We start from the raw sequence: 26,005 nt of genomic DNA, 5'->3' as shown, positions 1-26,005 counted from the left end.
GCAACTTAATTGCCATTGCGCATTTTTGCTATGACGGCCTGTGAAATACCCACCGCACAGCAGATTGAAAGCAGACTGCTTGAACCTGACGAAATAAAGAGCAGCGGAACACCCGTTAATGGCAGCAGACCGGTAACGCCGCCGACATTAAACAGGAAATGCACAAACATATAAATTGCCGTACCGACAAGCAAAATTTTATAGCCTTCGCTTTTAGCTTTAAATGCATAATAAAATAAACGATACATGATAATTACATAAAAGAATAAAATATACAGGAAACCGCCGATGCCTAATTCTTCAACGGTGATAGCCAGAATATAATCTGTTTTTGCTTCCGGCAGATACAGCATCTTCTGAATTGACTGACCCAAACCAAGACCTGTCCATTTACCTGTCGCGAAAGCATAGAGTGAATTGATCAGCTGATAACCATCCACAAATGGATCACTGAATGGATTGTCCGCGATGATAAAACGGCTCAGCTGATGTTCCTGCAGAAAAGGCAATTTAGATACAACCTTTAAGCCTGCTGGGGTCAGCAAAAACAAGGATGCGATACCGCCGATTAAAATCAGCACCATCAGGATATGCTGAAGCTTACGCAGACTTTTGTGCGTCGGTATCAAGAAACAGACGCCGCAGATTACCGCCAGTACCATGATTGAACCGGCATCATTCTGCAAGCCGATAAAAAATACACCTAAGAGCATAAAAATTACCGGTACTTTAATAATTGTCCAGCAAGAATAATTTTCCTTACGCCGTGTTGTTTCCACGGTCACTGCCATTAAAACAATCATGAATACTTTAAAGAATTCTGAAGGCTGCAGCGTAACCTCACCGATCATCGGCAATGACAGACGCAGCCACGCTCTTGAACCGCCGCTGGGATCAAACATCAAACAAGCAAGCAGCATCCCAAGCAATAAAACTCCAATTGTCTGTGACCACCACTTTGCTCTTGACATCGTAAAATTATTTGCCATAAAAACCATGGCAAGATAGCTTAAAATCACAAATCCCAACTGTTTGATAAAGGTTTTGATAACGACTGTATCATTATTATATGTTTCACCGACACTGGTTGATGTAATCATCAGCGTGCCTATTACGATTAAGGCGATAACACTGATATGAATGAAAAGATCATATTTTTTAGGCATCTTAAAGGTAAGACGCATTCTCATAAAATTCACGCAATCGCCTCCGTATCCATTTTACACAATTTAAGCCTATAAAGCAACCAAGCAAAAAGCATCATAAATTATAGGATAAGAAGCATAAAAACCATGATCAGGCTGAATAAATCCGATTATACAAGCGGTAATACTTGCGTCATTTTTAATTATAACGTAAAATATTATGGAAGAAAGCAGGGATAAAATGAGATTAGAAGCAAAAGACATTGTGAAGGATACAGATCCTTCAGTCAGACAAAAAAGTGAAAAAGTACAGCTGCCGCTGAGCGATGAAGATCGTGAACTGGCACTGGCGCTTGTTGAATATGTAAAACGGTCCCAGGACCCTGAAATCAGTGAAAAAGAAGGACTGCGGCCGGCTGTTGGTATTGCCGCTGTTCAAGTAGGTGTGCATAAACGAATACTAGGTATCGTCATTCCCTATGAAGAAGATGAGGATGAGGTTTTCTGCCTTGTCAATCCGAGAATTGTTTCTCATTCCGTACAGGATTCTTATTTAAAAGGCGGTGAAGGCTGTCTTTCAGTAGAAGAAGTTCATGAAGGCTATGTACCGCGTCATGCCCGCATCAAGGTTCGTGCCTATGATGTTTTACAGGATCAGGAGATTGAATTAAGAGCCAGCGGCTACGCGGCAATCGTGCTTCAGCATGAAATGGATCATTTTGAAGGTGTTCTCTTCTATGATCGAATCAATCAGGAAAATCCTTGGCAGGAAATTGAAGACGCAGAAGTAATTGAATAGAATATTTAGGACTGCTTATGAAGTTAAGCAGTCTTTTTTGGTTAATTGAGTTTTATTTTCATGAATCTATGTTATAATAATAAAAGCAAAGAGTGTCTTTTTGTTTTGAAAGGAGTTTAACTATAATGGATAAGAAGCAAACAAAGACACCTCGAAGAGTACCAGAAAAACAATCAACACCATATAATAAACTGGCCCCGAAAAAAAATGACACCTTAGTGTATGCGCTAGGTGGCTTGGGCGAAGTCGGCAAAAATATGTATTGTATTGAACACGAGGATGACATCGTGATTATCGATGCGGGTGTTCGTTTTCCTGAGGAAAATCTTCTGGGTGTAGATTATGTAATCCCTGATTATAATTATTTAGTCAGAAATAAGCAAAAGAAAAAAACGTTAATTATTACACACGGACATGAGGATCATATCGGCGGTATTCCGTTCTTGCTGAAATCAGTAGATATCGATTGTATTTATGCAAGCCGTTTTGCCGTATCATTGATCAACCGTAAGCTTGAAGAAAGAAAAATGCTGAAGCAGGTAAAGATTCGTGAAATCAATGAGGACAGCTCAGTGGTGACGAAGCATTTCCGTTGCGGTTTCTTTAATACGACTCACTCAATTCCTGATTCATTGGGAGTTGTAATTAATACGCCAAATGGACGTATCGTAACCACCGGTGACTTTAAGTTTGACTTAACACCGGTAGGTACTAACGCCGATTATCAGAAAATGGCTTATCTGGGAGCAAGTAATGTTACCCTGCTGATGAGTGATTCAACCAACTCTGGCGTTGAGGATTTCTCTATTTCAGAAAAGGTCGTTTCAAAGGCTATTTTAGAAATTACCCGTAAAACTCAGGGACGTTTGATTGTTGCTACATTTGCGAGCAACGTTCATCGTGTTCAGCAGATTCTTGAATCCGCTGTAGCCTGCGGACGTAAGGTCTGTATCTTTGGCCGTTCTATGGAGAATATTGTAACCATCGGACGCAAGCTTGGTACGATCAATATTTCAGAGAGCAGCTTTTTAAATCCGGAGCAATTAAATCGGATGCCGGCAGATAAGGTATGTATCGTATGTACCGGCAGTCAGGGTGAGCCATTGGCTGCCTTGAGCCGCATTGCGCAAGGAACTCATCGTTATATTAAGTTGATTCCCGGTGATACGGTTGTTTTCTCATCAAGTCCGATTCCCGGCAATGGTGCCAGTGTAAATCAGGTTGTTAATAAGCTCTTCAGAGCCGGTGCAAATGTACTGACAAATTCGATTTTAAATAACCTACATACGACTGGGCATGCCTCACAGGAGGAGCAGAAGCTGATGCTTCAGCTGATTAAGCCAAAATTCTTCATGCCGGTGCATGGTGAATATAAAATGCTGAAACAGCACATGGATACAGCGATTGAAACTGGAATTCCAAAAGAAAATATCTTTACTTGTGCCAACGGTGATGTTTTACTGCTTAGAAATGAGCAGGTATATCAATCAAGCATTCGTATTCAGGCTGATGACATCTATGTTGACGGCAATGATATTTCAGGCGTATCAACAGCGGTATTGAAGGATCGTAAAATCTTAGCGGATAATGGATTGGTTTCAGTCATTGTCTGCATTGATTCAAGAGTGAATAAGATTATGTGCCGTCCTGTCATTGTATCAAGAGGTTTTGTCTTCATTAAGGATTCGCAGACTTTATTAAAAGAAGCGGAGAATGTTGTATATACGGCACTGCGTGAACGCATGGCAACTAAAACAACCTTTGGTGAAATTAAAAATACGATTCGCTCATCGTTAGAGCCATTCCTCTATAACAAGACGCACCGCAATCCAATTGTTATTCCGGTTATCCTGAATTCAAAGGAAGCGATGGCGCAAATGGCCCAGATGCGTACCGCTAAGGCTCAGCATCAGCCAATTAAAAAAGTTAAACATACAGAAAGTCAGCCGCAGAAATAGGCTGGCTTTTTTAAAGAAAAACGATGGCTTTCATTAACCATCGTTTTATTTTAATTAAACATTTAATTAATCATTTTCTGGTGTATATATCGGACTCCAATAAATACCATATTCATCAATCCAGCAGCCATCAATCCATTGATTTCTGACCATTCTTCCCTCGCTGTCTAAATAATACCAACGGCCTTCCGAGGTTGGCTGCCAGCGATTTGTTACATAAGTATAATGTTCAAACAAATACCAATCATTCCAATGTGCCTGCCAATATTGATATCGGGCAGAATAATCTTCTAAGAAATAAAACCATACACCGTTAACTTCCAGCCATGACTGTACTAACTGACCATCTTCACGGGCCGCATAAAGCTTGTATTCCTCACCATATGCATCTTTAAATTCATTAAGCGGCATCGTATCGACAAAATTACCATTTTGATCTAATACCACCCATTCATTTTTAGCTATCGTGCGATCCTCTTTAATGTAATAAACGGCATCAGCTGTAGTTGGCTTTTGGATGAATTGATCAGGACTTAACGCCTGCACCAGCTGCTGATCCTTATCCAAGAGAATAAAGCCATTATCAGCAGGTTTGCCATTAATATAATAGTAAGTTTTACCGCTGTTCTCTACAAAGCCTTCTTTTTTTGTTGATGGTGCATAACTGCCGCCGCCTGATGAAGGGGTACTGCTCTTTTCTTTCAATGTAAAGGTTACTTCTTTGATATCATCACGGCCTGTATTGCTCCAATTACTTCCATCATAGCGCTGTTCAGTAAAGGTAATTGAAAGCTTATGTGCGCCGGTTGATAAATTGGTAGTGTTAATCGTACCTGAATAAGCAGAATCTAAATTTATTTCTGTTGTATCGATAAGACATTTTGAAGGCAGCCAGCGTTTATTATTCAAAGACGGTGTGTTATTTTCCATACCATTGCCCAAGGCTGTAAAAGCTAAAGTATCTCCTTTGAAATATTCTTTTCCCTCAGTTATACCGCTGATTGAATTTACTGGAATTTCTGCTTCAACAAGCTTCCATGTATGTGTATTCCCACTTTCTTCTTTATTTAAATTCAAACTGTCACTTGTGTAATTAAATATTTCACTGCCGCCGTTGGCAACGGTAACATATACTTGATCTTTGGCAGGACTACCTTGAATTTCCAATTGAGTTGTACCAGCAGCAGTACCACCGATGCTTAATGATTTACCGGCTTCTAATACCAGCGTACCGTTACCGATATATTCATTAGAGATAGCTTCCTGCATTATTGTACTGCTGCTGTTTACAAGAGAAAGTTTACCGCCCTCTTGAATTGTCAGGTTTTTTACATCCCAGAATAAATGATTGGTGTTTACAGCTTCAGAAGATAATGGTTCATCAGCCAAGCTCAAAGTTGCATTCTTCGCAATATTAACCTTATCAGCTCCAGAAATATAGTAGCTTTCTAACTGCATACTATTTGTGCCATCACCTATATTAACCTCAATCCCATTCGTAATAGTACAATTGTTTTTTATACCTAAAATTTGAATGGGTGAATTTTGATTGCCAGTAATATTGAATAATGCTTTATTAACTGTGCTGAACGCATATCCACCACTATTGATTGCACCTGTTATTTGATTACCACCTTGCAAATTTATGATTGAACTGCCTTTTACATTTACCTGATGAGAAGCATCCATTCCCCAACTGCCACCAATATATTTTCCTTCTGTTACTACATCCTTAAATATTTTAATTTCATCTCCATCAATATCGACATTTGCATCAGCACTATATAAAACAGCTCCATAGTTAAAGTTATTAATAGTTAGATTATTATATTCGACCTGTAATGATCCACTTATCTTGCTTTGTCCTCTAGTTTTCGCAACGCCGCCGCTATATATACTCGTTGTTAAAGGAGCTGTGAAATCTTTAAAAACTACATTTAAATTACCATCGATGTTCGACTCACCAGTTATACTATACCCTCCGCCAACTACTGTTTTCGTGGGTATTGAGCCATTGAATACCAAATTCACAGTACCATTTATATTGGCAGAATTTGAGATTGAAGAATAACCGCTACAGTACATTAAACTTGATCCTGTCGAAATACTGCTTGCGCCATTGCCGTTAAAATACGTACTGATTACATTAGAGTTACCCTTTGTTCCGACTTCTGCCGAAGCAGACTCTCCTGTTGCATAGCCTTTTCCGATAAAATAATTAGTTACTGTGACATTCCCATTAAATGTATTTGTAAAATTTCCCTTTATATTAGCCTGCGCGTTAATCGTGCCACTCCCTGTATAACCGCCGCCAACAAACCACCTGCCAAACTTGCTATTATTGCCAAATACAGCCGTGACATTGCCTAACACATCAGCAATTGCTTCTGGTTCATCTTGAGGTAGCAAGTTTTTATCTACATTATAGTAAACATATCCGCCGCCAATGAAATTTCCCATACCAATTTCTTCCTCGTAATTAGGAGCTACAACTTTACAATTATCACCCAATACAACATCAACTGAACCTGTCACAGTAGCATCGCCGCGCAAATTTACTGCACCGCCGCCAATTAGTCCGCTAACTAGTTTTACGTTATCTTCAATAGTAATTTTAACATTCCCCAGTACCTTAGCTATTACCGGACACTTATCATATGCTGAATCAACAAATTCAAAATAATCGGGATCATAGTTATCAGCCTTACCAACACTTCCGTCAGCAAAGCCACCACCTAATACACTGATACCTGGATTTGAATTTCCGCTTTCCATTACGGCACCAGTTTTTATTGTTATTTCTGTACCGCCTACATTGGCTTGACTAATTTTGAAAGTATTTCCAAAATTTTCTGGATCATAACTACTTTCAGCATGTCCGCCGCCAAAGACACCATTTGCATTTTCATAATAATACTGCCCATTAATTTTTTGTATCGTAATATGCGTCGTACCCTTTACATCAGCAGTACCACTTTTTACTGCATAGCCACCGCCGTAAACACCACTAACTCCTTCGAAAACAGGTCTTGCAGTAGTAATTATTGTATTACCATTAACAGTCACATCAGAACCTAACCCTGAAGCATATCCACCCCCATATAGGCAGCGGAAAGCTCGTGCATAATCTTGCTCATCGTATTCCTCATAATCGCCTGCCATACTATCCTCTGCTGCAATTATTGTCACATTCTGATAAACTTTGGCACTTGCGCTCACATTACGGTTATTTAAATTATTATTACCCGCTGCACTCTCTGCGTATCCGCCGCCATATACCCCAAATGGGTCCCATTCACTTCGTGCATTACTTTTAAAAGTAAGATTAACATTCCCACTAATATCAGCATTTAGCTCTGCTTCATAATTAAACTGAGGATTGCATTTAACATAGCCGCCAGCAATTACAGAAAATAAATCGTCACAAACTTGTCCATCTATTGTGACAGTTACATTACCACCAACTTTAGCATTCATTATTACTTTATAATTGCTTGTTAGATTTAAATCAGCAAAACCACCGCCACGAACATACGCCGCATATGAATCTTCATTGGTATTAACCACTGTCGAGCCAGACACATCGGCATTTATTGTTATATTGGAAGTTATATTATTATCAGCATGTGCATATCCACCACCAGCAACAATACCATAAACTTCACCACTTATAGTTACCTTCGTATTACCATCTACATTACTGTTAAATCCACCGCCAAAAATATTACCTTGTTTAAGAACACCATTAAATTCAATATTAGTATTACCTGTTACATCTTCCTTGTAACCGCCGCCATAAATCGACGCATTATTATATTTCCATTCATTAACTGGTGAACCAAAAACTATATCCTTACCAATAATTAATGAGCAGCCATTCGCATATAATGAATTCATTTCCTCAATACTAAATTCATTTTTTTCATTAATATTAAACGCTCTTTGTGTGCCGCTGCTATCAGATTGTATTGTCAAACTGGTAAACCTTTTAGGAATGATTAACGGTGTAGCAGTTTTAGTCTCATTAATATCACTCGTCAGTGAAACAACCACATCTCCTTGGATAGAGGGTTCATCAAACAGCGCACTAAAATTAGCATAAGTTCCTCCTGTCCCTAAAGTGATCACATTACTATATGTATTATTAATTGTGTTTGTCAAATTCTCTTCGATCCCCTGTGTTATCTGCACTTCAATAAATGGGGACATATCATTCTCAAATGCCAACTCATATTCACTCGTATCCCATACAGGTGTAAAAATGTATGTATCATACGTTGAGTTTGCATAGTCTTCGGCAGTCTGCCAGCTCACAGCAAATGTTTCAGGTTCTGTTTTTCCTGCTAGGTTTACTGTGAGTGTCTGTGGAAATGCAATTTCAGCTTCTGCGATTTTTTCTTTTAATCTAATAATCTGATAAGGCTGACCTGCATCTGCTTCATAACCTACAAAACTAATTGTTTCTTTTACTGCCATAGACTCTTCAAATCCTTTTTCTGCGCTGACAATGCATGTTGAACCTACAAGTGCCGCGCATAAAAATGAAGAACATATAATTCTCCTAATTCTTTTCATTTTTTGAACTCTCCTTATTATGTTTTAGAATTAAATGCTCCCAAGTCTGTACCTATTGTAACATAGAAAATTATTCATTACTATATAGGTTTTAAATTTGATTTCTTTTAAATATATGAAGATATTGTTTCATTTATGGAATCATGATTCGTTTACTTTATGAAGCGAAGGAAAGATAAAGCATCCATTGCATTATATTTTTACTTATTATATAATTTATTTACGGTAACTTTAAAGGAGTTGGTTTTGTCCGGCGCATTTGATGTTGCATAATCAGTAACATAAGTGAAACGTGGAAAAAATAATTTAATCAAAATTGCATAGAACTAAAATATCTGTCACTTATACAGATGTTATTGTTATGCTTAACTGATTATTTTAAATTTCCATGTTAATATATTTTATTTTAACTGTGGAAATCCCACAGTTTTTTTTAATTTAAGCAGTTACAGTCATTTATAATGAAAGGACAAAACACATGAAAAAAATATTTGAAGTATTAGAAAATAAACCTAGATTATTTGAAGCAAGTCCACAAAATATTTGGAACACCCCCTATATATCTAAAAATATGCTTAATGCTCATTTAGATGAAAACCTTGATTCAGCAACACGAAAATTAAGTTTTGTAGAAAAATCAGTTAATTGGATTTGTGAAATTACTCCACCTAATAAATATCCTGCCCTGTTAGACTTAGGCTGCGGGCCGGGTATCTATGCAGAACTGTTTTGTGAAAAAGGATATAACGTAACCGGTATTGATTTATCTGAGCTTTCAATCACATATGCTAGAAACTCTGCTCATATGAAACACCTTAAAATCAATTATATTCAAGGCGATTACACTAAGCTTAACATTAATAATAAATATCACCTAATCACTATGATATTTTGCGATTTTGGAGTTTTATCCAATGAAGCAAGAAAGAAGCTTACCGTTGATGTGTATAATTCACTTCTTCCTGGCGGAATCTTTTTATTTGATGTTTTTACTCCATTAAAATATGCCAAAGAAAAAGAAAGAAAAGATTGGGAAATATGTAAGAATGGATTCTGGCATCAAGATTTATATTTATTATTACATGCTTTTTATCGTTATGAAGAAGATAATACATTTTTAAATCAATATATAGTTGCTACAAAAAATGAATTTTCCTATTATAATATCTGGGAACATACTTTTACACTGAATGAATTGAATGATAATCTAAAAAGTATTGGGTTTAGAAATATTAATTTTTTCAGCAGTGTGGCTGGAGATAGTTATAATGATAATTGTGATACAATTTGTGTATTAGCAAAAAAATAAAACTAAAAAAACCTCGTCTTAATTCTAAAACGAAGTTTCATTGAACCTTTAATCACAGCTTAAACAGACGCTGCTATAAGGCTTCAAGTTTTAAATATTCTGATTTTACCCAACCGAGCTTAATCGTAATTTCATGAATGATCAGCGTCAGAATCGCCGGCAGGATGAAATGCATCAGCACGACTTGAATCAACAAAGTTGCACCGCCATCAGGCACTGCCGCAAAGGCTGAAAATTGGCCGACTAACCCACTGGTACCCATTCCTGCGCCCACCGCTGTATTACTCATTTTCAAAACCGCTGTAGATATCGGGCCAAGAATAGCTGATGCCAAGGTTGGCGCAATCCAAATTTGCGGATGACGAATTATATTGGCAAATTGAAGCATACTGGTTCCGATGCCTACGGAAATAAATCCGCCGAAGCCGTTTTCCTTATAGCTCATCACCGCGAAGCCAATCATTTGCGCGCTGCAGCCAACCACTGCCGCACCGGCTGCCAAGCCATCAAGGCCTAACATAATACATAAAGCAGCGGAGGATATCGGTGCTGTCAAAACCATCCCAACCACGACCGCAATCAATATTCCCATTGGAATCGGTGACATCAGCGTTGCATTATTAATAATCGTTCCTAATGAAGCCATTAATGCCGATACCGCTGGGCCAATCAGCTGACCAGCCAGACAGCCAGATACAATGCTGACAATCGGTGTAACAATAATATCGACGCTGGTTTTGCCCGCCGCAAGCATACCGATCTCACTGCCGATGACCGCCGCTACATATGCCCCTACCGGCCCGCCTGCCGTATAACCAAAAGCACCGGCTATACACATTGAAAATAAAACCAGCGGCTTTACTTTCAGCCCATAGGCAATCGCGACACCAATCGCTGAACCGATGACTGGTGAAGAAGCATTCGCAACATCCGCGAACGGCTGCAGAAAGCTTAAGAAGTTAATTTTCGCAAGCTGTGACAAGATCAAGCCAATAATCAATGAACTAAATAAACCAAGCGCCATTGAAGACATTGCCTGAATCAGATATCGATCAATATATTTCCTCATTTGTTTCATATAGATCCCCTTTTCAAAAAAAAGTCACATCAATGTGTCTTGACACATGACATGACTAATATTATACACTTCCAAAAATGAAAGTCAATGTTCTTTTCTTACTAAATATCCCTGTTCAGCAAGTGCCGCTTCAATTCTTTCAAAGCATGCCGCATCCTCAGCTTCAACAGTATGAAGATGAATTCCGCCTGTCAGCTGTGACAGAATACTTGCATTCGCTTCCCTTACCTTCTGCATGAATTGATCAACATCATAACGTGAAGCAAGTCTCAGCGAACCTATTATCTGCCCATAAATCGGATGTTCCACAATCACATCTACCACATAACCGCCATTATCAACGATGCAGTACAGCTCCTCTGCCATATCATCAATCTCATGCACACAGGCAAAACAGCGGCGGGGCCTTTCAGCGATAGCTTCCATTCGATAACCTCTAGGTGTTGCTTCAATCTTGATTCCCTCAGCTCGAAGCAGTGCAATATCTCCGACAATGATCTGACGGCTGACATCAAGCTGACTGGCAAGAGAAGACGCGCTGACAGCCTGACGGCTTTGTTTCAGGCATTCAATTATTTTCTGACGGCGTTCATTCGCATTCATAAAAATCCCTCTTTTCGCATCTACTAGTGTAGCATACTCACACCTTGATTTACAACTTTTAATATCCATGCGGTTATGTTAAAATAGACAGGAATGAGGATGATCAACTTGAAAAAAATTATAAAAATTTTATCTGTTATGCTGATTGCGGCTTGTATCTTTGCCGGAATGATCTTCTACGGTACATTTGTTTCCGTGAAGCGTGTGAATATCGTCAATCAGACAGTAATTTCCAATAAAATACCTGATGAATGCAACAATCTTAAAATCGCGCTGATTTCAGACATTCATTATAATTCCTTCATGGATAAAGAACGGCTGAGTGCCATGATTGAAAAAATCAATCAAGCCAGTCCTGACATCATTTTATTTGCCGGTGATCTATTCGATAAACCCGATCAGATACCCGTAAATGATGCCGTTCGTGAAGAATTGATTCAGCTGCTTAAAACGCTGGAAGCGCCTTATGGTAAATTTGCGGTGCTAGGTGAAAGCGATCATGCTTCAAGGCAATTAGAGGAAGGTATGCAGAATATCTTCTATTATGCTGATTTTGAATTATTAAATAATACCAGTGTGCTGTTACATAAAGATTCCACACATTCAATCAACCTGATTGGCATTGATTCACAGATCGGCGGCAAACCCGACATCAATAAGGCAATGGAAAACATTGATACAAATAACTTTACGATTGTACTGACCCACGCGCCCGACCTTGCGGGCAGTCTGCCGTTAAACAACATTGATCTGGTGGTTGCCGGACACTCTCACGGCGGTCAGATAGCTTTGCCGATGTTTGGGCCGCTGTTCCGCAAGGATGGCGCCAGAAAATATACGCATGGTACTACAACCGTGAATAATACAGTCATCATTGTCGGCAATGGTTTGGGGACAACTGATTTTGATATTCGTTTATTTGCCCCGCCGCAGTGTATCATGATCAGACTGACAAATAAATAAAGCAAAAGCGAGAACCTTCATCACATGATGATAAAGCATTCTCGCTTTTATTTTAAGCTACAATATTAACAACTTTGCCCTTGATTACAATAATTTTTCTGACTTCCTTACCCTCAATCTGAGCAAGCACCGGTTTTAATTTCAATGCTTCCTCTTTGATATACGCTTCATCAGCATCAGCCGGGCAGCTGAATTTACCACGCATTTTACCATTAACCTGAACGACGATTTCAATCACATCTTCAATCAGCTTGCTTTCATCATAGACTGGCCAAGCCACATAAGCAATGGTTCCTTCATGTCCTAAATACTGCCATAATTCTTCACCAAGATGCGGTGCAAAGCAGGCAAGCATTTTCACAAAGCCTTCAGCATATTCACGGTAAATCGTTTCTGCTTTATAACATTCATTGATAAAGATCATCATCTGAGAGATAGCTGTATTCAGATTCAATGTTTCAATATCATTCGTTACCTTCTTAACGGTCGCATGATAAACCTTGTCAAGACTGCCGTCATTCGTATCCACAATCTTATTTGATTCAGTATAAAGACGATAAACACGATCCAGCCATTTACGCGCACCGTCAAGTCCCTTTGTACTCCAAGGCAGCGCCGCTTCCAAAGGTCCCATAAACATTTCATAAACACGCAGTGAATCGGCTCCCAATGCTTCGACAATTTCATCAGGATTGATAACATTGCCTCTTGATTTAGACATTTTCTCATTGTTTTCACCAAGAATCATGCCCTGATGGAACAGTTTCTGGAATGGTTCCTTAGTAGGCACTACACCGCAGTCATAAAGCACCTTGTGCCAGAAACGGGCATAAAGCAGATGCAGAACCGCATGCTCAGCACCGCCGACATACAAATCTACCGGCAGCCAATGCTCCAGCAGCTTCGGATCAGCCAAAGCGTCATTATTCTTCGGATCGATATAACGCAGATAGTACCAGCAGCTGCCAGCCCACTGCGGCATCGTATTTGTTTCACGTTTGCCTTTTACACCGTCAATTTCAACATTCAGCCAATCTTCGCAGTGACTTAATGGTGACTCACCGCTTTCATTTGGTTTAAAGTTTGTCGTTTCCGGCAGTTCCAGCGGCAGCTCACTGATATCAACCGTGCGCTTTGTACCGTCTTCCATTAAGATGATTGGAATTGGTTCACCCCAATAACGCTGACGTGAAAACAGCCAGTCACGTAATTTATAGGTCGTCTTGGCATTGCCGCAATGATGCTCCTCAAGCCATTTCAGCATTGTATTAATCGCATCTTCCTTATTCATGCCATTTAAGAATTCAGAATTGATATGCAGGCCGTCTTCTGTCCATGCCGCTTCCTCAATATTGCCGCCCTCTAGCACCGGAATGATATCCAAGCCAAATTTCTTGGCAAATTCATAGTCACGCGTATCATGAGCCGGAACTGCCATGATAGCTCCTGTTCCATAGCTTGCCAATACATAATCCGAAATCCAGATTGGCACTTCCTTGCCATTAACCGGATTGATCGCATAAGCACCGGTAAATACACCGGTTTTTTCTTTATTTAACTCTGTACGCTCTAAATCTGATTTCGTGGCGCAGGCTTTTTTATAAGCGTCAATTTCCGCTTTTTGCTTGGCACTGGTAATTTCATCGACATAAGGATGCTCAGGTGAAAGCACACAGTAAGTAGCTCCAAATAAAGTATCACAGCGAGTTGTAAAGACGGTAAATTCTTTATCGGTATCTTTGATTTTAAAGATTACATTCGCACCGGTTGATTTACCGATCCAATTGATCTGCATCTCCTTGGTTGACTGCGGCCAATCACAAAGATCCAGATCCTCAAGCAGACGTTCTGCATATTCCGTAATCTTTAATACCCATTGACGCATCGGCCGGCGATATACCGGGAAGCCGCCGCGTTCACTCTTGCCATCGATTACCTCTTCATTAGCCAGCACCGTTCCTAATTCTGGGCACCAGTTTACAGGAATTTCATCAACATAAGCTAAGCCTTTTTCATATAGCTTAGTAAAAATCCACTGTGTCCATTTGTAGTAATCAGGATCCGTCGTTGAAATTTCACGATCCCAGTCATAAGAAAAACCGAGGCTTTGAATCTGTTCACGGAAATGATCAATATTCTTCTTCGTGAAAGCTGCCGGATGATGACCGGTATTGATGGCAAACTGTTCAGCCGGCAGACCAAAAGCATCCCATCCCATTGGGTGCAGAACATTGTAACCCTGCATTCGTTTCATACGGGCAATGATATCGGTAGCTGTATAGCCCTCCGGATGTCCGACATGCAGACCATTGCCGCTTGGATATGGAAACATATCCAGCACATAGTATTTCGGCTTGCTGAAATCATATGTATCACAGGCAAAAGTCTTATTTTCAAGCCAATACTTCTGCCACTTCTTTTCAATTTCCTTGTGGTTAAATCCCATTTTATTTTCCTTCCTTTCCAATAAAAAAACGTCCTGTTCTAAGGACGTTAAATTACGCGGTACCACCTTAGTTCATGCCTAAAGGCATGCCCTCATTTATCCGATAACGCCGGATCAGCCAAGGCTCCTTAGCGAGTTCACAGATTTCGCATACTGATTCACACCTGCCATCAGCTCTCTTTAATGCTGTCTTCCATTACTACTCTAATTCATCGCCATTCCTTAACTATAATAGCAGTTTTAAGCCTTTAAGTCAACGGATTAAGGACAATTTAAGGATAATCATCCATGTTTGATAATCATGCTTAAAGCAGCCCGTTGACCATCAGAATTAAACCAAGCGATAAGCCTGCCATCAGCAGAAAAACAGCTTTATGCCACTGATAGACCCGCTTGCCGCCATAGGATTCAAAGGGATATACCGCTATTATCCGATATAGCAGGAAAACACTTCCTAAAGATGCTGTCAGCTTAAAAATTGAAGCTTGGTTTGCCATCAGAAAAGCCAGCAGGGTAATAGCCAGATAGAAACACCATTCACACAGCGCTGTGATGCCCATAGCTTTTCTGAAAGCCGGTGTATTTTCATATTGTTTTGGGTACCAGCTGCCTATCATCGGATATAAACCGCCGACAAAATTAATGAAAGCAACAAGCACTGCGCCGCCGCTGTTGAGACGGAAATACCATTCTCTTTTTGTCAGACAGCTGCCCAGCCAGCCAAACAGCACACCGCCGGCCAGTAAAAGCAGATAGACGCATAAGAACAGATTAAAGGGCTGATGATTGAAATAAGCAGCCAGCATCAAAACCGCATTAAGACTTAAATAAGCGATAATCTGCGGCAGAGAATGTACCTTCTTTGCATCAAGCGGGGCTGTTTTCACATTCAGATATAATTCCATGCCGTTGCAGGCAAATAAGGGAGTGACAAAATATTGCTTAAGCATTCCATCCATGCCTAAATGATGTGCAGCCTCCTTTAAGCTTACCCTTTTATAACCGCTGTCCAGAAAAGACTGCCATGAGCCGACATTATCATCCTTTACAATCCCGCTGAGCACTTGACAGCCCTGCTGTAAGAGATAATCGCTGGCGGCGGCTACAAGCTGCCGGCCAATGCCCTGTCCCTGGCAGGCCGGATCAACAAAAACAGTATCAAGATAGCCAAGACTGCCGTTTTGAATCGAAATCTGTTTCACAAAAACACCGCCGACGATCTGATTATCAATCAATGCCACGATTCCCGTTTTGGGCTTGCTGATAAATAAACACTCAATACCGGCAAACGCTTTTCTTGCTAACTTTAAAGCTGGCTTTACTTCATCGTCTGCCATCATTCTGATTGTAATCAAAATTATACCTCCCATCGGATTGCTTTATTCCGTTTTTTCCAGCTGCCAGATATACCGGTCATGACGGAAAATCAAACAGGTAACAATGCCTAAAATAGCTATCATCAAAAACAAAAGTGCCGCGCCGCTGCCCTTGCCGCTGCCAAACAGCTGAACCAAAAGCCCCTCTGACTGAGCCGCCATAAATGGTTCAAATACCCAATCTACCAGATAACCGCCCAGAAAATAACCTAACGGTATCGTAAAGAACTGAAGCGTATTGCGGGCTGAATAAACTCGGCCTTGTATCGCGGCGGGAATGGATGAGCGCAGAACAACATCGAGATTGGTGTTCATGATTGGAATGCAGATCCAGCCTAAGATTGCTCCCAAACACCACATCCACGGTTCAGTTCCCAGCGCCAAAATCAGATTTTCACTCATCATTGAAAACAGCAATGTATTGCAGATGACAGCAATCCGGCTTTTCGGCGGTTTACTAAATAACAGATATACACTGCCTGCCAGATTCGCCAAGCCGCAGCAAGCATTCACCAAACCCAAAACAGTTTCACCGCCGCCCTTTCTTGACAGCAGCAAAGCAGGCAGCGCCGCTTGATACATCGATGCAGCCAGATTGATCATTGCCAGAAATAAAATCAAATCTAAGATACCCCGATGCGTTTTCAGAAAAAGCAGACCCTGCTTCGTACTCTGCCAGAAAGTTTCAGCCGCTTCATTCTTCGTTGATTCTAAGGCTGGTATTTGGATCAAAAAGAGCCGTCATAAAGGTAATCAGATCGAAAGCAATCACTGCCCGCAATCCTAAAAACGCATAAAGACTTGAGGCGATTACCGGCACCAGAACCGTAATCAACGAATCAGAAAAGCTGCGCAGACTGCTTACTTGCTGATACAATTCACGCGGTGTCAGCAAGGTAATTGTCACATCACTGGCTGGCTGCTGCAGCGCATTCATGATGCCATTGACGGAATTGACAACATACAGATGCCACAGCTGTAACTGATGGGTATTTAATAAGTATAAGACAACAATTGTTGTTAATGCTGCCATTCCATCACATAAAAGCATGGTAACCTTTTTATTCCATTTATCGCTTAATGTACCGGCAAAAATACTAAGCAGCACATAGGGCGCGTAAGTACAGATTGATAAGAAAGAAGTCAGCAAGGCACTGCCATGCTGTTCATATGACCATAAAATAAGCGCAAATCCAGTCATTGAACTGCCTAATGATGAAAATGACTGCGTACTCCACAATAAAAGAAATGTGTGTAATTGTTTTATAATTTGTTTAAAGTTTTTCATTTGACTTTGCTCCTTTTTAATAATGATTAAAGTGCAAAGCCCCTAGCGGATACTTAATTTATACTCTCCATGCATTGATATCCGCATTTAGGCGATGCACGGAGCAGCTGCAATAGTTAGTTTCATAAAATGATCCTTTCCTCAAATTATATGATAGCTTTATTATACAGGCAGTATGTTAGTAAGTAAACAAAATAAAAGCATGCGAAACGCACACCTTGTTTTTGATTTAGTCCGCTGCTTGAAACCAATGCTTTGTATCTGATGCATGATAATGAACAGCTAATTCAGTAATTGAATAAGTAAGCACATCATTTATATAAAAGGGTTCCTGATGGTAAAATGTCTGAACCGCTTGTAATGTTTCAGCTTTCACTACGGTTACTGAAGCGCTCATATCACTCTTTAAAGAAGAAAAAAGAACTTGCCCTGCTTTCATTAATGTTTCCGTATAAGCTTGATGTGCCTGCATCAGCGAATCCGTCATTTTTTCTGGATGCGTTACGATTCCTTCTACCAAGAAATATTTCATTTTCATTCCTCCGGCTTCTATCATGATGCTCTCATTTTATCACAGAACCATATGTCAAGCCACTAAAGCGCCCAAAAGAAAAGCGCGATAACGCGCTTTTACCCTTTCATTGCCAGCTTATTGGTTATTAATGTTTTAAGTCCAAGACTTTCACCTTTAAGCGCTTTTTTAACACTCTCGGCAGCTGCCTTTGCGCGGGCTTCAACATCATCCCATAACGATCCTTCAATCAATGTATCATTGATGAAATTGCGGACAGCCTGACTGTCTTCCCCGCTGATCAAATAAATATTTACACCATTTTCACGGCCGGCCGCTGAAATCGCGTCAGCAGCACCTAAAGCCAATGCTTCACTTTCAGCAAAAACCACATCTAAGCCATCACCATAACGCTTCAATAAACGGGCAGCGGCTTCCTTGCCTTTTTCACGATCGTTTTCACTCACCGCAGCTTCAAGGATTTCGGCCCGCACCCCTTTAGCAGCCACCGCACTCAGCAGGGCATTTTGATTCTCAATGCTTAATTCACTGACTGAAAGAATGGCCGCTGAAACCTGATCATCACCGTTGATGTTGCCGGTATTAGGCAGCGATGCGACGATCTCACCCTGCAGCACATAGTTTTTCTGAATATCCGGGCCGATATACGTTGATTTATCCGCATAGGCGTTGAGTATTTCATCACCCGGATCGTTTTCAATATAAATTAACGGCAAGCCAGCCGCCTGAATCTTTTCCATAATCGGCTGCGCGGCAGCAAGATCAACAAGCTCAATGATAACCGCAGCACAGCTCTCTTTCAGCATCGTATCAACCGCCGTATTCTGAGCCGCCTGATCCTTGCTGACATTATAGAAGCTCAATTCCGTTGGCAAAGTGTCAGCCAATTCAGCAAACGCAGCTTTCAGTTCAATCTCAACCAAGGTTTCTGCCTTAGCATCCTCACGATTGATTGAAGCGCATACCTTAGTTTTATTCTTCACTGTTTCTTGACTTGGCGCTTCCTTCTTGGTACAGCCGCCCATGCCGGCCAGCAGCAGCAAGGCCAACAGTGCTTTTTCTAACTTTTTCATGATGTCCTCCTCTTAATGACTCGCATCAGCATGACTATTATACCATTTTCTTGAGTCATTGGGACATGAGGATCAATTAGCTTTAATCAAGTACCTGACAGCCGCCGATATTTCTTACCTTTAAGATATAGCAGCTGCCTTCACCAAACAGATGCTCCATCGCATTATAATAGGTCTCTACATCTTCATTCTTAACAAAGGCCTGAATCGTACCGGCAAAACCGCCGCCGTGAACACGCCATGCGCCCTTACCCTCAAGCAGATGATCAGAAACCGCAAGCGCCACGGATACCGGCTGATTATTAGCCTCAAAATTCGCATAAATATTCTGCAGATACATCGCTGAGCTGCGGCCGCTTGCCTTAATCAAATCAATAAAGGCATTAATATCACCCGCATGCAGTGCCTTTTTCAGTTCATCAACCCGTTTATTTTCCGCAAACAGGTGAATCGCTCTCAGAATTGGCCGGTCGCCAAGCTGCTTCCGCAATTCAGGCAGGGCCGCATAAAATTCATCTTCAGAACACTGACTTAACACTTCCTGACCCATCGCTTTTGCCACAGCCTTCATTTCCGCCGGCACAGCCGCATATTCATCGGTCAGATTCGCATGATCACCGCGCGTATCGGTAATACACAAATTATAACCCGTCTTAGAAAAATCAAAATCCAGTTTTTCTACGATCGGATGCTGATTATCAAAGAAATCAATGGCGATAAAACCACCGACTGAACATGCACACTGATCCATCAAACCACATGGTTTCATAAAATAATTATTCTCCGCATACTGCGCAGTCTGAGCAATCAATACTGGATCAATAGCTCCCTCATTATATAAATAGGAGAGAATGGTTCCCATCAATACCTCAAATGCCGCTGAAGAGGATAAACCTGAACCGCTTAAAACATTGGAAGTCATGACTGCATTAAAACCGCCGATTTGATAGTTCAACGCTTTTAAACGAGCTGCCACGCCGCGGATCAAGCTTTCTGATCGGCCAGCCTCATTTGGCTGTACCGCCAGTACCTTAAGATCCACCGGAGCAATCTCAAAGCCTGATGAATGAACTTGAATCACATCATCATCGCGCTTTGACACAACCGCGATCGCATCCAGATTAATAGAAGCCGCCAGCACTTTGCCAAACTGATGATCCGTATGATTGCCGCTGACCTCACTTCTGCCCGGTGCTGAATAGATAGCCGCTTCTTCATCGCCATATAAAGTCTCATAACGATCAAGCAGCTGCACATAACGCTGCTTTTGATCAGCGAGTCCCGCTTCATCACAAAGATAAATTTCTCTTAAACGTTCATCATGCATTCCATTTAAAATTTCATTTTTTAATACGCTGATTTTTTTCATTTATTTCACCTCAAATGTACATGTTGTTTCCTGATAATATTCTTCATTCGCTCTTAACAATGAAGGCTGACCCTCACGATTGATTGCATCCGGCATCTGCTGGCATTCAATAGCCACACCGCCGCGGTAATTATAAATTGAATCGCCCTTGCCGTGTTCTTCATTAAACCAGTTAGCTGTATAAATCTGCGCACCGTTCTGGGTTGAAGAAAAAGTGATTTGCCGGCCGGAATGCTCTTCCCGAAGCAAGACCTGATCGTGATCATCATTAAATATGAAGTGATGGTCATAGCCGCAGCCATTTTTCAGCTGAATATCCTCATCATAGATCCGCTCCCCGATTGGATGCGGCATTCTGAAATCAAAGGGGGTCCCGCTGACATCAAGGATTTCACCGCCCAAGCCATCACTGTCACAGCCTACAAAGCGGTCTGCCTTAATCTGCAGCAGATGGGCGCCGATATCGCCGCTGCCCTCACCGCACAGATTATAATAAGTGTGATTAGTGATGTTGCAAACCGTATCCTTATCACTGATTGCGCGGTATACGATTTTCAGCTGACTGCCGCTTAATGTATAGATTACCTTCAGCGTCAGATTGCCTGGATATCCCTCTTCCATATCTTTGGAAACATAGGTCAAACACAGACTGTCATTTTCAATCGCGGCATCAAAAAACTTCGATGAAAAATTATCAATACCGCCATGCAGATGATTAGGCCCGTTATTAATGGCTGTCTGATAATCGACGCCGTTGATTGTAAACTTACCTTTTGCTATGCGGTTTGCACAGCGGCCAACGGTTGCACCGTAATAAATATTGCCCTTGTCCTTCAGATAACCATCCAGATCATCAAAACCTAAAACGATATCATCAACCTTCCCCTGGCGATCCTTCATTAAGATCGCCGTAATAGCAGCGCCGTAGTTGGTGATTTTGACACACAACTCATCATTTTTCAGAATAAACAGCTTCGCTTCATGCTGGGGCGAACTAAAATCTTCAATCTTTATTTCGCTCATAAACACCTCCGTCTAAAACACTATTAAAGCGTTTTCATATAGTACAAGTATACCATTACAGCCCCTGCTTTTAAAGAGAGCCAATTATCAAAAATCTTTGATAACCATAGAATTTCCATATAATAAATAAAGATAATCTATATTTTGAATAGATTATCCATATTTTTAATTAAATTTATGATGTTGATGAGATTTTATATCAAAACTAAACAATTATTCAGACAAACAGTAAATCTGATAGCAGTCCTCTTCATAGAGCTTCATGAATTCACCCTCATGATCGCGGTTAACCATGATTTTCTGAGCCATTTCTCTAAATCTTGAATGATCGATATGCAGCTGTGAACAGCGGATCGGCAAGCCTAATTCAGTAAAGAAGCGCTCAAGACGATGAATGCCTTCAAGAATGATTCTTTCCTCCTGTTCCGCTGAAAATTCTACATCCCATACCCGCTGCGCAAATTGCACAAAGCGTTTTGGATTCTGTTTATAAACATATTTCATCCATGCCGGGAAAGTAATCGCTAATCCCTCACCATGATAGATGTCATAAATGGCACCTAATTCATGTTCCAGATCATGACTTGCCCAATCACCAAGGCGGCCGGTATTTAATAAGCCATTATGGGCGATGGTTCCCACCCACGCTATTTCAGCCCGGATATTATAATCAGTTGGATACTTGATAGCCAGCGGCGCGTAGTTGATCACGGTTTTCATGCTTGCCTCCAGCATCCGATCAGTGAAATCAACATTTTCAGTGGGTGTGAAATAACGTTCCATCAGATGAGCCAGAATATCAGCACAGCCGCAGGCAATCTGATAAGGCGGCAGTGAATAATGCGTCTTTGGATTGATGATTGAAAACTTGGGAATCATGCAGTCAGCAGCCATGGAACGCTTAAAATGAGTGGCTTCATTAGTTACTACCGAGCTGCGCGAGCTTTCTGAACCGGTAGCCGGAATTGTTAATACCGTACCTAGCGGCAGCGCTTTTTCAGGGCCGCGTTTAAACATATAATAATCTTCCCATAAATCTTCATCTTCATTTAGCAATACACCTGCCGCAATGCCTTTCGCCGAATCGATGACACTGCCGCCGCCGACAGCTAAAATAAAATCGACACCTTCACGTTTGCATAATGCGATGCCTTCCTGAATCAGAGAATAACGCGGATTCGGCACCACACCGCTAAGCTCAACAAAAGGCAGATCATTCGCTTTTAAAGAAGCGATAATCGTATCATAGACACCGTTTTTCTTAATTGAACCGCCGCCGTAATGCAGCAATACCTTATGTCCATCATATTTTCTGATCCATTCGCCTGCTGTTTTTTCCTGATCCTTGCCAAAAATGATTTTAGCTGGGTTATAGAATACAAAATTATCCATAAATTGCCTCCTTTGCTTACAGAAACAGTATACCCCGAGAAATATCCCGGGGCAAACTTATTTACCTAATTTCTTTAATACTTCAAAAATCGTATCCAACTCGCCTTTATTTTTCAAAGGCCGCGGATCAATCGCGATTGAACCGATATTAGCCTGATAATCGCGGGTATAGATTGCCGGATCATGAGCCTGCAGCTGTTTCACCAGCGCTTTGGCATTCATGCCGTATTCAGCCTCGCTGACATTGATCTTACTGCGATAAATAGCGCGTCCTGCTTCATCTTGAATAATCGAAGCTGTGATTCCCTTAATGGTATTGCAGCTTTCCGTGAATGCTTTTAAATCTTCATAAGTAACCGTTGGCACATAACCGTGATTGCGCTGATAGATTTCAATCGCCTTCACCAAGCCCATCGTATTTTCCTTGCCGATTTTCATAACCCGGCCAATGCCCTTGTATTGAAGCCGCATATTCGCCGCATCTTTACTGTGCGCGCAGGCGACAAAGCCGCTGGTCGGTCCGGATAATGCTTTAGCACCTGAATAGCAGACAAAATCAGCGCCCATCTGTACATACTTAGACAGATCCTCTTCTGCCGCCGCGTCGACAATACATGGAATATTAAGCCGATTGGCAGCTTTAATAACCGTCTGCACATCAACCATATCCTTTTGAACACAGTGATGACTCTTCACAAAGAAGATCGCACACGTATTCTCATTAACGGCATGCGTAATATCTTCAATTTTCGAACCATTGGCATAACCGACTTCCACAACCTTGCCGCCGCCGATTTCAATCATAGAATCAATTGGCGCGCCAAAATCAACATTATGTCCCTTTAATAAGATAACCTCACGCTTTTTTGTATTCAACACCGTTTCACTGAAACGATGCACCTTCTGCAGATCATCACCGCAGATCAGCGAGGCCACACTCAAAGCAATGCCGCTGGAGGCACTGGAAGTAACACAGGCATCTTCACAGCCGATCAGCTCGCCGATGCGTTTGCCAGCCCATTCAAGCAATTCATCAATGACTACATAATTGCCAGCCGCCTCAACCAATGTTTTGCCGACCTCTTCACTGACAGTTGAAACACCTAGCTTAGTCATTCTGCCAGAAGCATTGATAACGCCATGTAAACCATTCTCTGTATAGATATTCATTCGTTTCCCTCATTTCTAAAGTAAGAAAGAGGCAGAATTGCCTCTTTGATTTATTTAAGCAAGTTCTTTCACAATGCTCATTAAAGTTTTTACATCTTCGATCCGGGTGCAGCCGCTTTCCTTATCAATAATTGATGTATAAACATGCGGAATGGTCTGTTTTACACCAGCATCTAAAATGATTTGAAGGATTTCCTTAAAGTTATCCAAATCGATACCGCCGGTTGGCTCAAGAATGAAGTCAGCCTGTGCACAAGCCTTTGCTACCGCAATCAGCTCATCTTTACACTTTAAACCGCCCATTGGGAAGAATTTCACGGAATTGCCGCCCATTTCCTTAATCATCGCAATAGCTGTAGCAACCGGTACCAATGCCGGCTCAGCGTCTTTGCTTAACGGCCCGGTAGAAATTTTGACTAAACCCGGTGTGCCGGTAGGTGATACCAGCGCATTGATATGTGAGCCGTCGTCACCGACGTTCGCCCGTGTCCAGCCTACGGCTGAGAAAACCTGATTAAAATGATTAGCCTTGATTTCCTTAGCAATTTCAGCAACGGCCCGCCACTGATTCGGGTTGCCACCGCCAAGCCCTACAGAAAGATTGCCTTCCAGAGCTTCATTGTATTTCTTCATATCCTCGACAGCACTTGGCACATCAGGATAATTCGCTGACAGCACACCGACAACTACATGCTTTTCGGCAGCCGCATAGATTTCCTTCGCGTTTTCCAAATTACCTGCCAGTACATTCAGACATACACGATCGTTATAATAATTGATATTTGACATATTAACCCTCCACAATTTCTTTTAGACGCGCAGCGATGATTTCCTTATCACCCTTACCCAAAGGCCGGGTATCAAAGGATAAGATTCCCATACTCAGCAAATGCTTGCGGCAGTGAATCGCCGGATTCCCTGAACGCAGCTCAGCATCGATGGTTAAAGCTGACTTATGAGTCAGTGATTCATCAACACTGACCTGAGAACGATAAATCTCACGGCCGGCCTCATCCTGAACCTGTATAGCCGTTAAGCCTTTGATCTGATTGATCTGCTCATTCAGATAAGCAACACTTTCAAGATTCAGCTTAACCTCGGCAGCATGATCTTTATTAAAATAAAGCTCCATTGCCTTTAACAGTCCCATGATGCCTTCCTTACCGATTTTCATCGGTCTGGCAATACCATTATACTGCTTTCTGGCATAATTTATATACTGCTTTTTGCCGGTTACAAAACCGGAAGTCGGCGCTTCAAGTGCTTTAGCACCGCTGTAAATAACAAGATCAGCACCCATTGCAACATATTTGCACATATCCTCTTCGGCTGCCGCGTCAACAATCAGCGGCAGATTATGAGCATGCGCAATTTCAATCATTTTCTCAAGACTGAGCATTCCCTTCTGAATACAGTGATGACTTTTGACATAAAGCAATGCCGCTGTTTTATCGCTGATTGCCTCAATCATATCGGTTTCACTGACATCATTAGCCATGCCAACCTCAACAGGCTGACCGCCGCCCAGGCGGATCAGTGAGGTAATCGGCGCGCCGAACTGAACGACATGCCCCTTCATCAGCAAAATCTCATTCGCCAAGCCGCCCGCATCCGGAAGCCGTTCAATAATTGATTTCTTGCCTTTAGAAATAACACCGGCCACACTCATGCAGATTCCCGCTGAAGCACTGGATGTTACCAGACTGGCTTCTGCTTTTGTATAGGCAGCGATAATTTCGCCGGCTTTATCCATTAATTCATCGATAACCACATAAGACTGACCGCCTTCGACAACCGCCCTGGCAACCTCATCACTGAGAGTAGAAACACCAAGTGCTGTCATTCGGCCGGCCGCATTAATCACTCTTGGCAGTCCGATCGTTGAATAAATGCTCATAGCAATTGA

The 26,005-nt window shown here is 41.4% G+C and carries 20 protein-coding genes and 1 other annotated feature; of the genes, 4 read left to right on the top strand and 16 right to left on the bottom strand.

Annotation, left to right across the window (positions count from 1 at the left end; translation table 11 throughout):
• Positions 1-5: 5 nt before the first annotated feature.
• A complete protein-coding gene (locus tag DAHG_RS20155; protein ID WP_034457516.1) occupies positions 6-1,190 on the bottom strand; it encodes an FtsW/RodA/SpoVE family cell cycle protein in 1,185 nt (394 codons plus the stop codon).
• Positions 1,191-1,386: 196 nt separating this feature from the next.
• Here DAHG_RS20155 and def point away from each other — a divergent pair, with 196 nt between their 5' ends.
• Together def and rnjA are read left to right on the top strand one after the other, a co-directional pair.
• Positions 1,387-1,944: a peptide deformylase gene (gene def, locus DAHG_RS16925; RefSeq protein ID WP_022939534.1), complete on the top strand. Its 558-nt coding sequence runs from the start codon at positions 1,387-1,389 to the stop codon at positions 1,942-1,944.
• 125 nt (positions 1,945-2,069) lie between these two features.
• Complete coding sequence (gene rnjA / locus DAHG_RS20150; protein WP_022939533.1) at positions 2,070-3,902, top strand: ribonuclease J1; 1,833 nt, start codon at positions 2,070-2,072, stop codon at positions 3,900-3,902.
• 66 nt (positions 3,903-3,968) lie between these two features.
• Here the strand turns inward: rnjA and DAHG_RS16915 are convergent, their stop codons facing one another.
• Positions 3,969-8,477, bottom strand: a complete 4,509-nt coding sequence (locus DAHG_RS16915) for a hypothetical protein (protein ID WP_022939532.1) — start codon at positions 8,475-8,477, stop codon at positions 3,969-3,971.
• A 478-nt stretch (positions 8,478-8,955) separates the two neighbouring features.
• Between DAHG_RS16915 and DAHG_RS16910 the strand changes: the two genes are divergently transcribed.
• The gene (locus DAHG_RS16910) at positions 8,956-9,786 is read left to right on the top strand and encodes a class I SAM-dependent DNA methyltransferase (protein WP_022939531.1); all 831 of its coding nucleotides are present in this window, start codon (positions 8,956-8,958) and stop codon (positions 9,784-9,786) included.
• 73 nt (positions 9,787-9,859) lie between these two features.
• On the opposite strand, the gene DAHG_RS16905 is transcribed toward DAHG_RS16910, so the two are convergent.
• Together DAHG_RS16905 and DAHG_RS16900 are read right to left on the bottom strand one after the other, a co-directional pair.
• Entirely contained in the window at positions 9,860-10,864 is a 1,005-nt protein-coding gene (locus DAHG_RS16905; RefSeq protein WP_022939530.1) for a PTS transporter subunit IIC, read from the bottom strand.
• Between the two features lie 84 nt (positions 10,865-10,948).
• Positions 10,949-11,467 (bottom strand): transcription repressor NadR, encoded by a 519-nt coding sequence (locus DAHG_RS16900; RefSeq protein WP_022939529.1) that lies wholly within the window; start codon positions 11,465-11,467, stop codon positions 10,949-10,951.
• Between the two features lie 108 nt (positions 11,468-11,575).
• On the opposite strand from DAHG_RS16900, the gene DAHG_RS16895 reads away from it, so the two are divergent.
• Positions 11,576-12,430 (top strand): metallophosphoesterase, encoded by an 855-nt coding sequence (locus DAHG_RS16895; protein WP_161650569.1) that lies wholly within the window; start codon positions 11,576-11,578, stop codon positions 12,428-12,430.
• A 52-nt stretch (positions 12,431-12,482) separates the two neighbouring features.
• Here DAHG_RS16895 and leuS read toward each other — a convergent pair whose 3' ends face one another.
• The 12 genes from leuS to DAHG_RS16840 form a co-directional block, all read right to left on the bottom strand.
• Entirely contained in the window at positions 12,483-14,876 is a 2,394-nt protein-coding gene (gene leuS, locus DAHG_RS16890; RefSeq protein WP_022939527.1) for a leucine--tRNA ligase, read from the bottom strand.
• A gap of 37 nt (positions 14,877-14,913) precedes the next feature.
• Positions 14,914-15,098 (bottom strand) — a binding site (T-box leader).
• Between the two features lie 83 nt (positions 15,099-15,181).
• Positions 15,182-16,231: a GNAT family N-acetyltransferase gene (locus tag DAHG_RS16885; protein ID WP_022939526.1), complete on the bottom strand. Its 1,050-nt coding sequence runs from the start codon at positions 16,229-16,231 to the stop codon at positions 15,182-15,184.
• 24 nt (positions 16,232-16,255) lie between these two features.
• Entirely contained in the window at positions 16,256-16,984 is a 729-nt protein-coding gene (locus DAHG_RS21930) for an MFS transporter (RefSeq protein ID WP_022939525.1), read from the bottom strand.
• Positions 16,947-17,540: an MFS transporter gene (locus tag DAHG_RS21925; protein WP_022939524.1), complete on the bottom strand. Its 594-nt coding sequence runs from the start codon at positions 17,538-17,540 to the stop codon at positions 16,947-16,949. The genes DAHG_RS21930 and DAHG_RS21925 overlap by 38 nt, the downstream gene beginning before the upstream one ends.
• A 229-nt stretch (positions 17,541-17,769) precedes the next feature.
• Positions 17,770-18,072, bottom strand: a complete 303-nt coding sequence (locus DAHG_RS16875) for a YciI family protein (RefSeq protein WP_022939523.1) — start codon at positions 18,070-18,072, stop codon at positions 17,770-17,772.
• 98 nt (positions 18,073-18,170) lie between these two features.
• Positions 18,171-19,145: a substrate-binding domain-containing protein gene (locus DAHG_RS16870; protein ID WP_022939522.1), complete on the bottom strand. Its 975-nt coding sequence runs from the start codon at positions 19,143-19,145 to the stop codon at positions 18,171-18,173.
• Positions 19,146-19,227: 82 nt separating this feature from the next.
• The gene (locus DAHG_RS16865; RefSeq protein WP_022939521.1) at positions 19,228-20,514 is read right to left on the bottom strand and encodes a galactokinase; all 1,287 of its coding nucleotides are present in this window, start codon (positions 20,512-20,514) and stop codon (positions 19,228-19,230) included.
• The gene (locus DAHG_RS16860; RefSeq protein ID WP_022939520.1) at positions 20,515-21,537 is read right to left on the bottom strand and encodes an aldose epimerase family protein; all 1,023 of its coding nucleotides are present in this window, start codon (positions 21,535-21,537) and stop codon (positions 20,515-20,517) included. It abuts the gene before it with no gap.
• 213 nt (positions 21,538-21,750) lie between these two features.
• Positions 21,751-22,929, bottom strand: a complete 1,179-nt coding sequence (locus DAHG_RS16855; protein WP_022939519.1) for an iron-containing alcohol dehydrogenase — start codon at positions 22,927-22,929, stop codon at positions 21,751-21,753.
• A gap of 57 nt (positions 22,930-22,986) precedes the next feature.
• Positions 22,987-24,099: a DgaE family pyridoxal phosphate-dependent ammonia lyase gene (locus DAHG_RS16850; protein WP_022939518.1), complete on the bottom strand. Its 1,113-nt coding sequence runs from the start codon at positions 24,097-24,099 to the stop codon at positions 22,987-22,989.
• 54 nt (positions 24,100-24,153) lie between these two features.
• Entirely contained in the window at positions 24,154-24,888 is a 735-nt protein-coding gene (gene dagF, locus DAHG_RS16845; RefSeq protein ID WP_022939517.1) for a 2-dehydro-3-deoxy-phosphogluconate aldolase, read from the bottom strand.
• Between the two features lies 1 nt (position 24,889).
• On the bottom strand, positions 24,890-25,996 hold the full coding sequence (locus DAHG_RS16840; RefSeq protein ID WP_022939516.1) for a DgaE family pyridoxal phosphate-dependent ammonia lyase: 1,107 nt from the start codon (positions 25,994-25,996) through the stop codon (positions 24,890-24,892).
• Positions 25,997-26,005 lie beyond the last annotated feature (9 nt).

It is taken from the genome of Dielma fastidiosa (assembly GCF_000313565.1).
GTDB classification, from domain to species: Bacteria; Bacillota_I; Bacilli_A; order Erysipelotrichales; family Erysipelotrichaceae; genus Dielma; species Dielma fastidiosa.
The sequence above is the reverse complement of the archived record's forward strand: the minus strand, read 5'-3'. Positions and strand labels throughout refer to the sequence as shown.

Coding starts and splice junctions, on each gene's coding strand:
- DAHG_RS20155 (WP_034457516.1), bottom strand. CDS start 1,190: ATGAGAATGCGTCTTACCTTTAAGATGCCTAAAAAATATGATCTTTTC.
- DAHG_RS16855 (WP_022939519.1), bottom strand. CDS start 22,929: ATGGATAATTTTGTATTCTATAACCCAGCTAAAATCATTTTTGGCAAG.
- DAHG_RS16865 (WP_022939521.1), bottom strand. CDS start 20,514: ATGAAAAAAATCAGCGTATTAAAAAATGAAATTTTAAATGGAATGCAT.
- DAHG_RS21925 (WP_022939524.1), bottom strand. CDS start 17,540: ATGAAAAACTTTAAACAAATTATAAAACAATTACACACATTTCTTTTA.
- leuS (WP_022939527.1), bottom strand. CDS start 14,876: ATGGGATTTAACCACAAGGAAATTGAAAAGAAGTGGCAGAAGTATTGG.
- DAHG_RS16860 (WP_022939520.1), bottom strand. CDS start 21,537: ATGAGCGAAATAAAGATTGAAGATTTTAGTTCGCCCCAGCATGAAGCG.
- DAHG_RS16905 (WP_022939530.1), bottom strand. CDS start 10,864: ATGAAACAAATGAGGAAATATATTGATCGATATCTGATTCAGGCAATG.
- DAHG_RS16870 (WP_022939522.1), bottom strand. CDS start 19,145: ATGAAAAAGTTAGAAAAAGCACTGTTGGCCTTGCTGCTGCTGGCCGGC.
- DAHG_RS16850 (WP_022939518.1), bottom strand. CDS start 24,099: ATGAATATCTATACAGAGAATGGTTTACATGGCGTTATCAATGCTTCT.
- dagF (WP_022939517.1), bottom strand. CDS start 24,888: ATGTCAAATATCAATTATTATAACGATCGTGTATGTCTGAATGTACTG.
- DAHG_RS16915 (WP_022939532.1), bottom strand. CDS start 8,477: ATGAAAAGAATTAGGAGAATTATATGTTCTTCATTTTTATGCGCGGCA.
- DAHG_RS16875 (WP_022939523.1), bottom strand. CDS start 18,072: ATGAAATATTTCTTGGTAGAAGGAATCGTAACGCATCCAGAAAAAATG.
- DAHG_RS16900 (WP_022939529.1), bottom strand. CDS start 11,467: ATGAATGCGAATGAACGCCGTCAGAAAATAATTGAATGCCTGAAACAA.
- rnjA (WP_022939533.1), top strand. CDS start 2,070: ATGGATAAGAAGCAAACAAAGACACCTCGAAGAGTACCAGAAAAACAA.
- DAHG_RS16840 (WP_022939516.1), bottom strand. CDS start 25,996: ATGAGCATTTATTCAACGATCGGACTGCCAAGAGTGATTAATGCGGCC.
- def (WP_022939534.1), top strand. CDS start 1,387: ATGAGATTAGAAGCAAAAGACATTGTGAAGGATACAGATCCTTCAGTC.
- DAHG_RS16910 (WP_022939531.1), top strand. CDS start 8,956: ATGAAAAAAATATTTGAAGTATTAGAAAATAAACCTAGATTATTTGAA.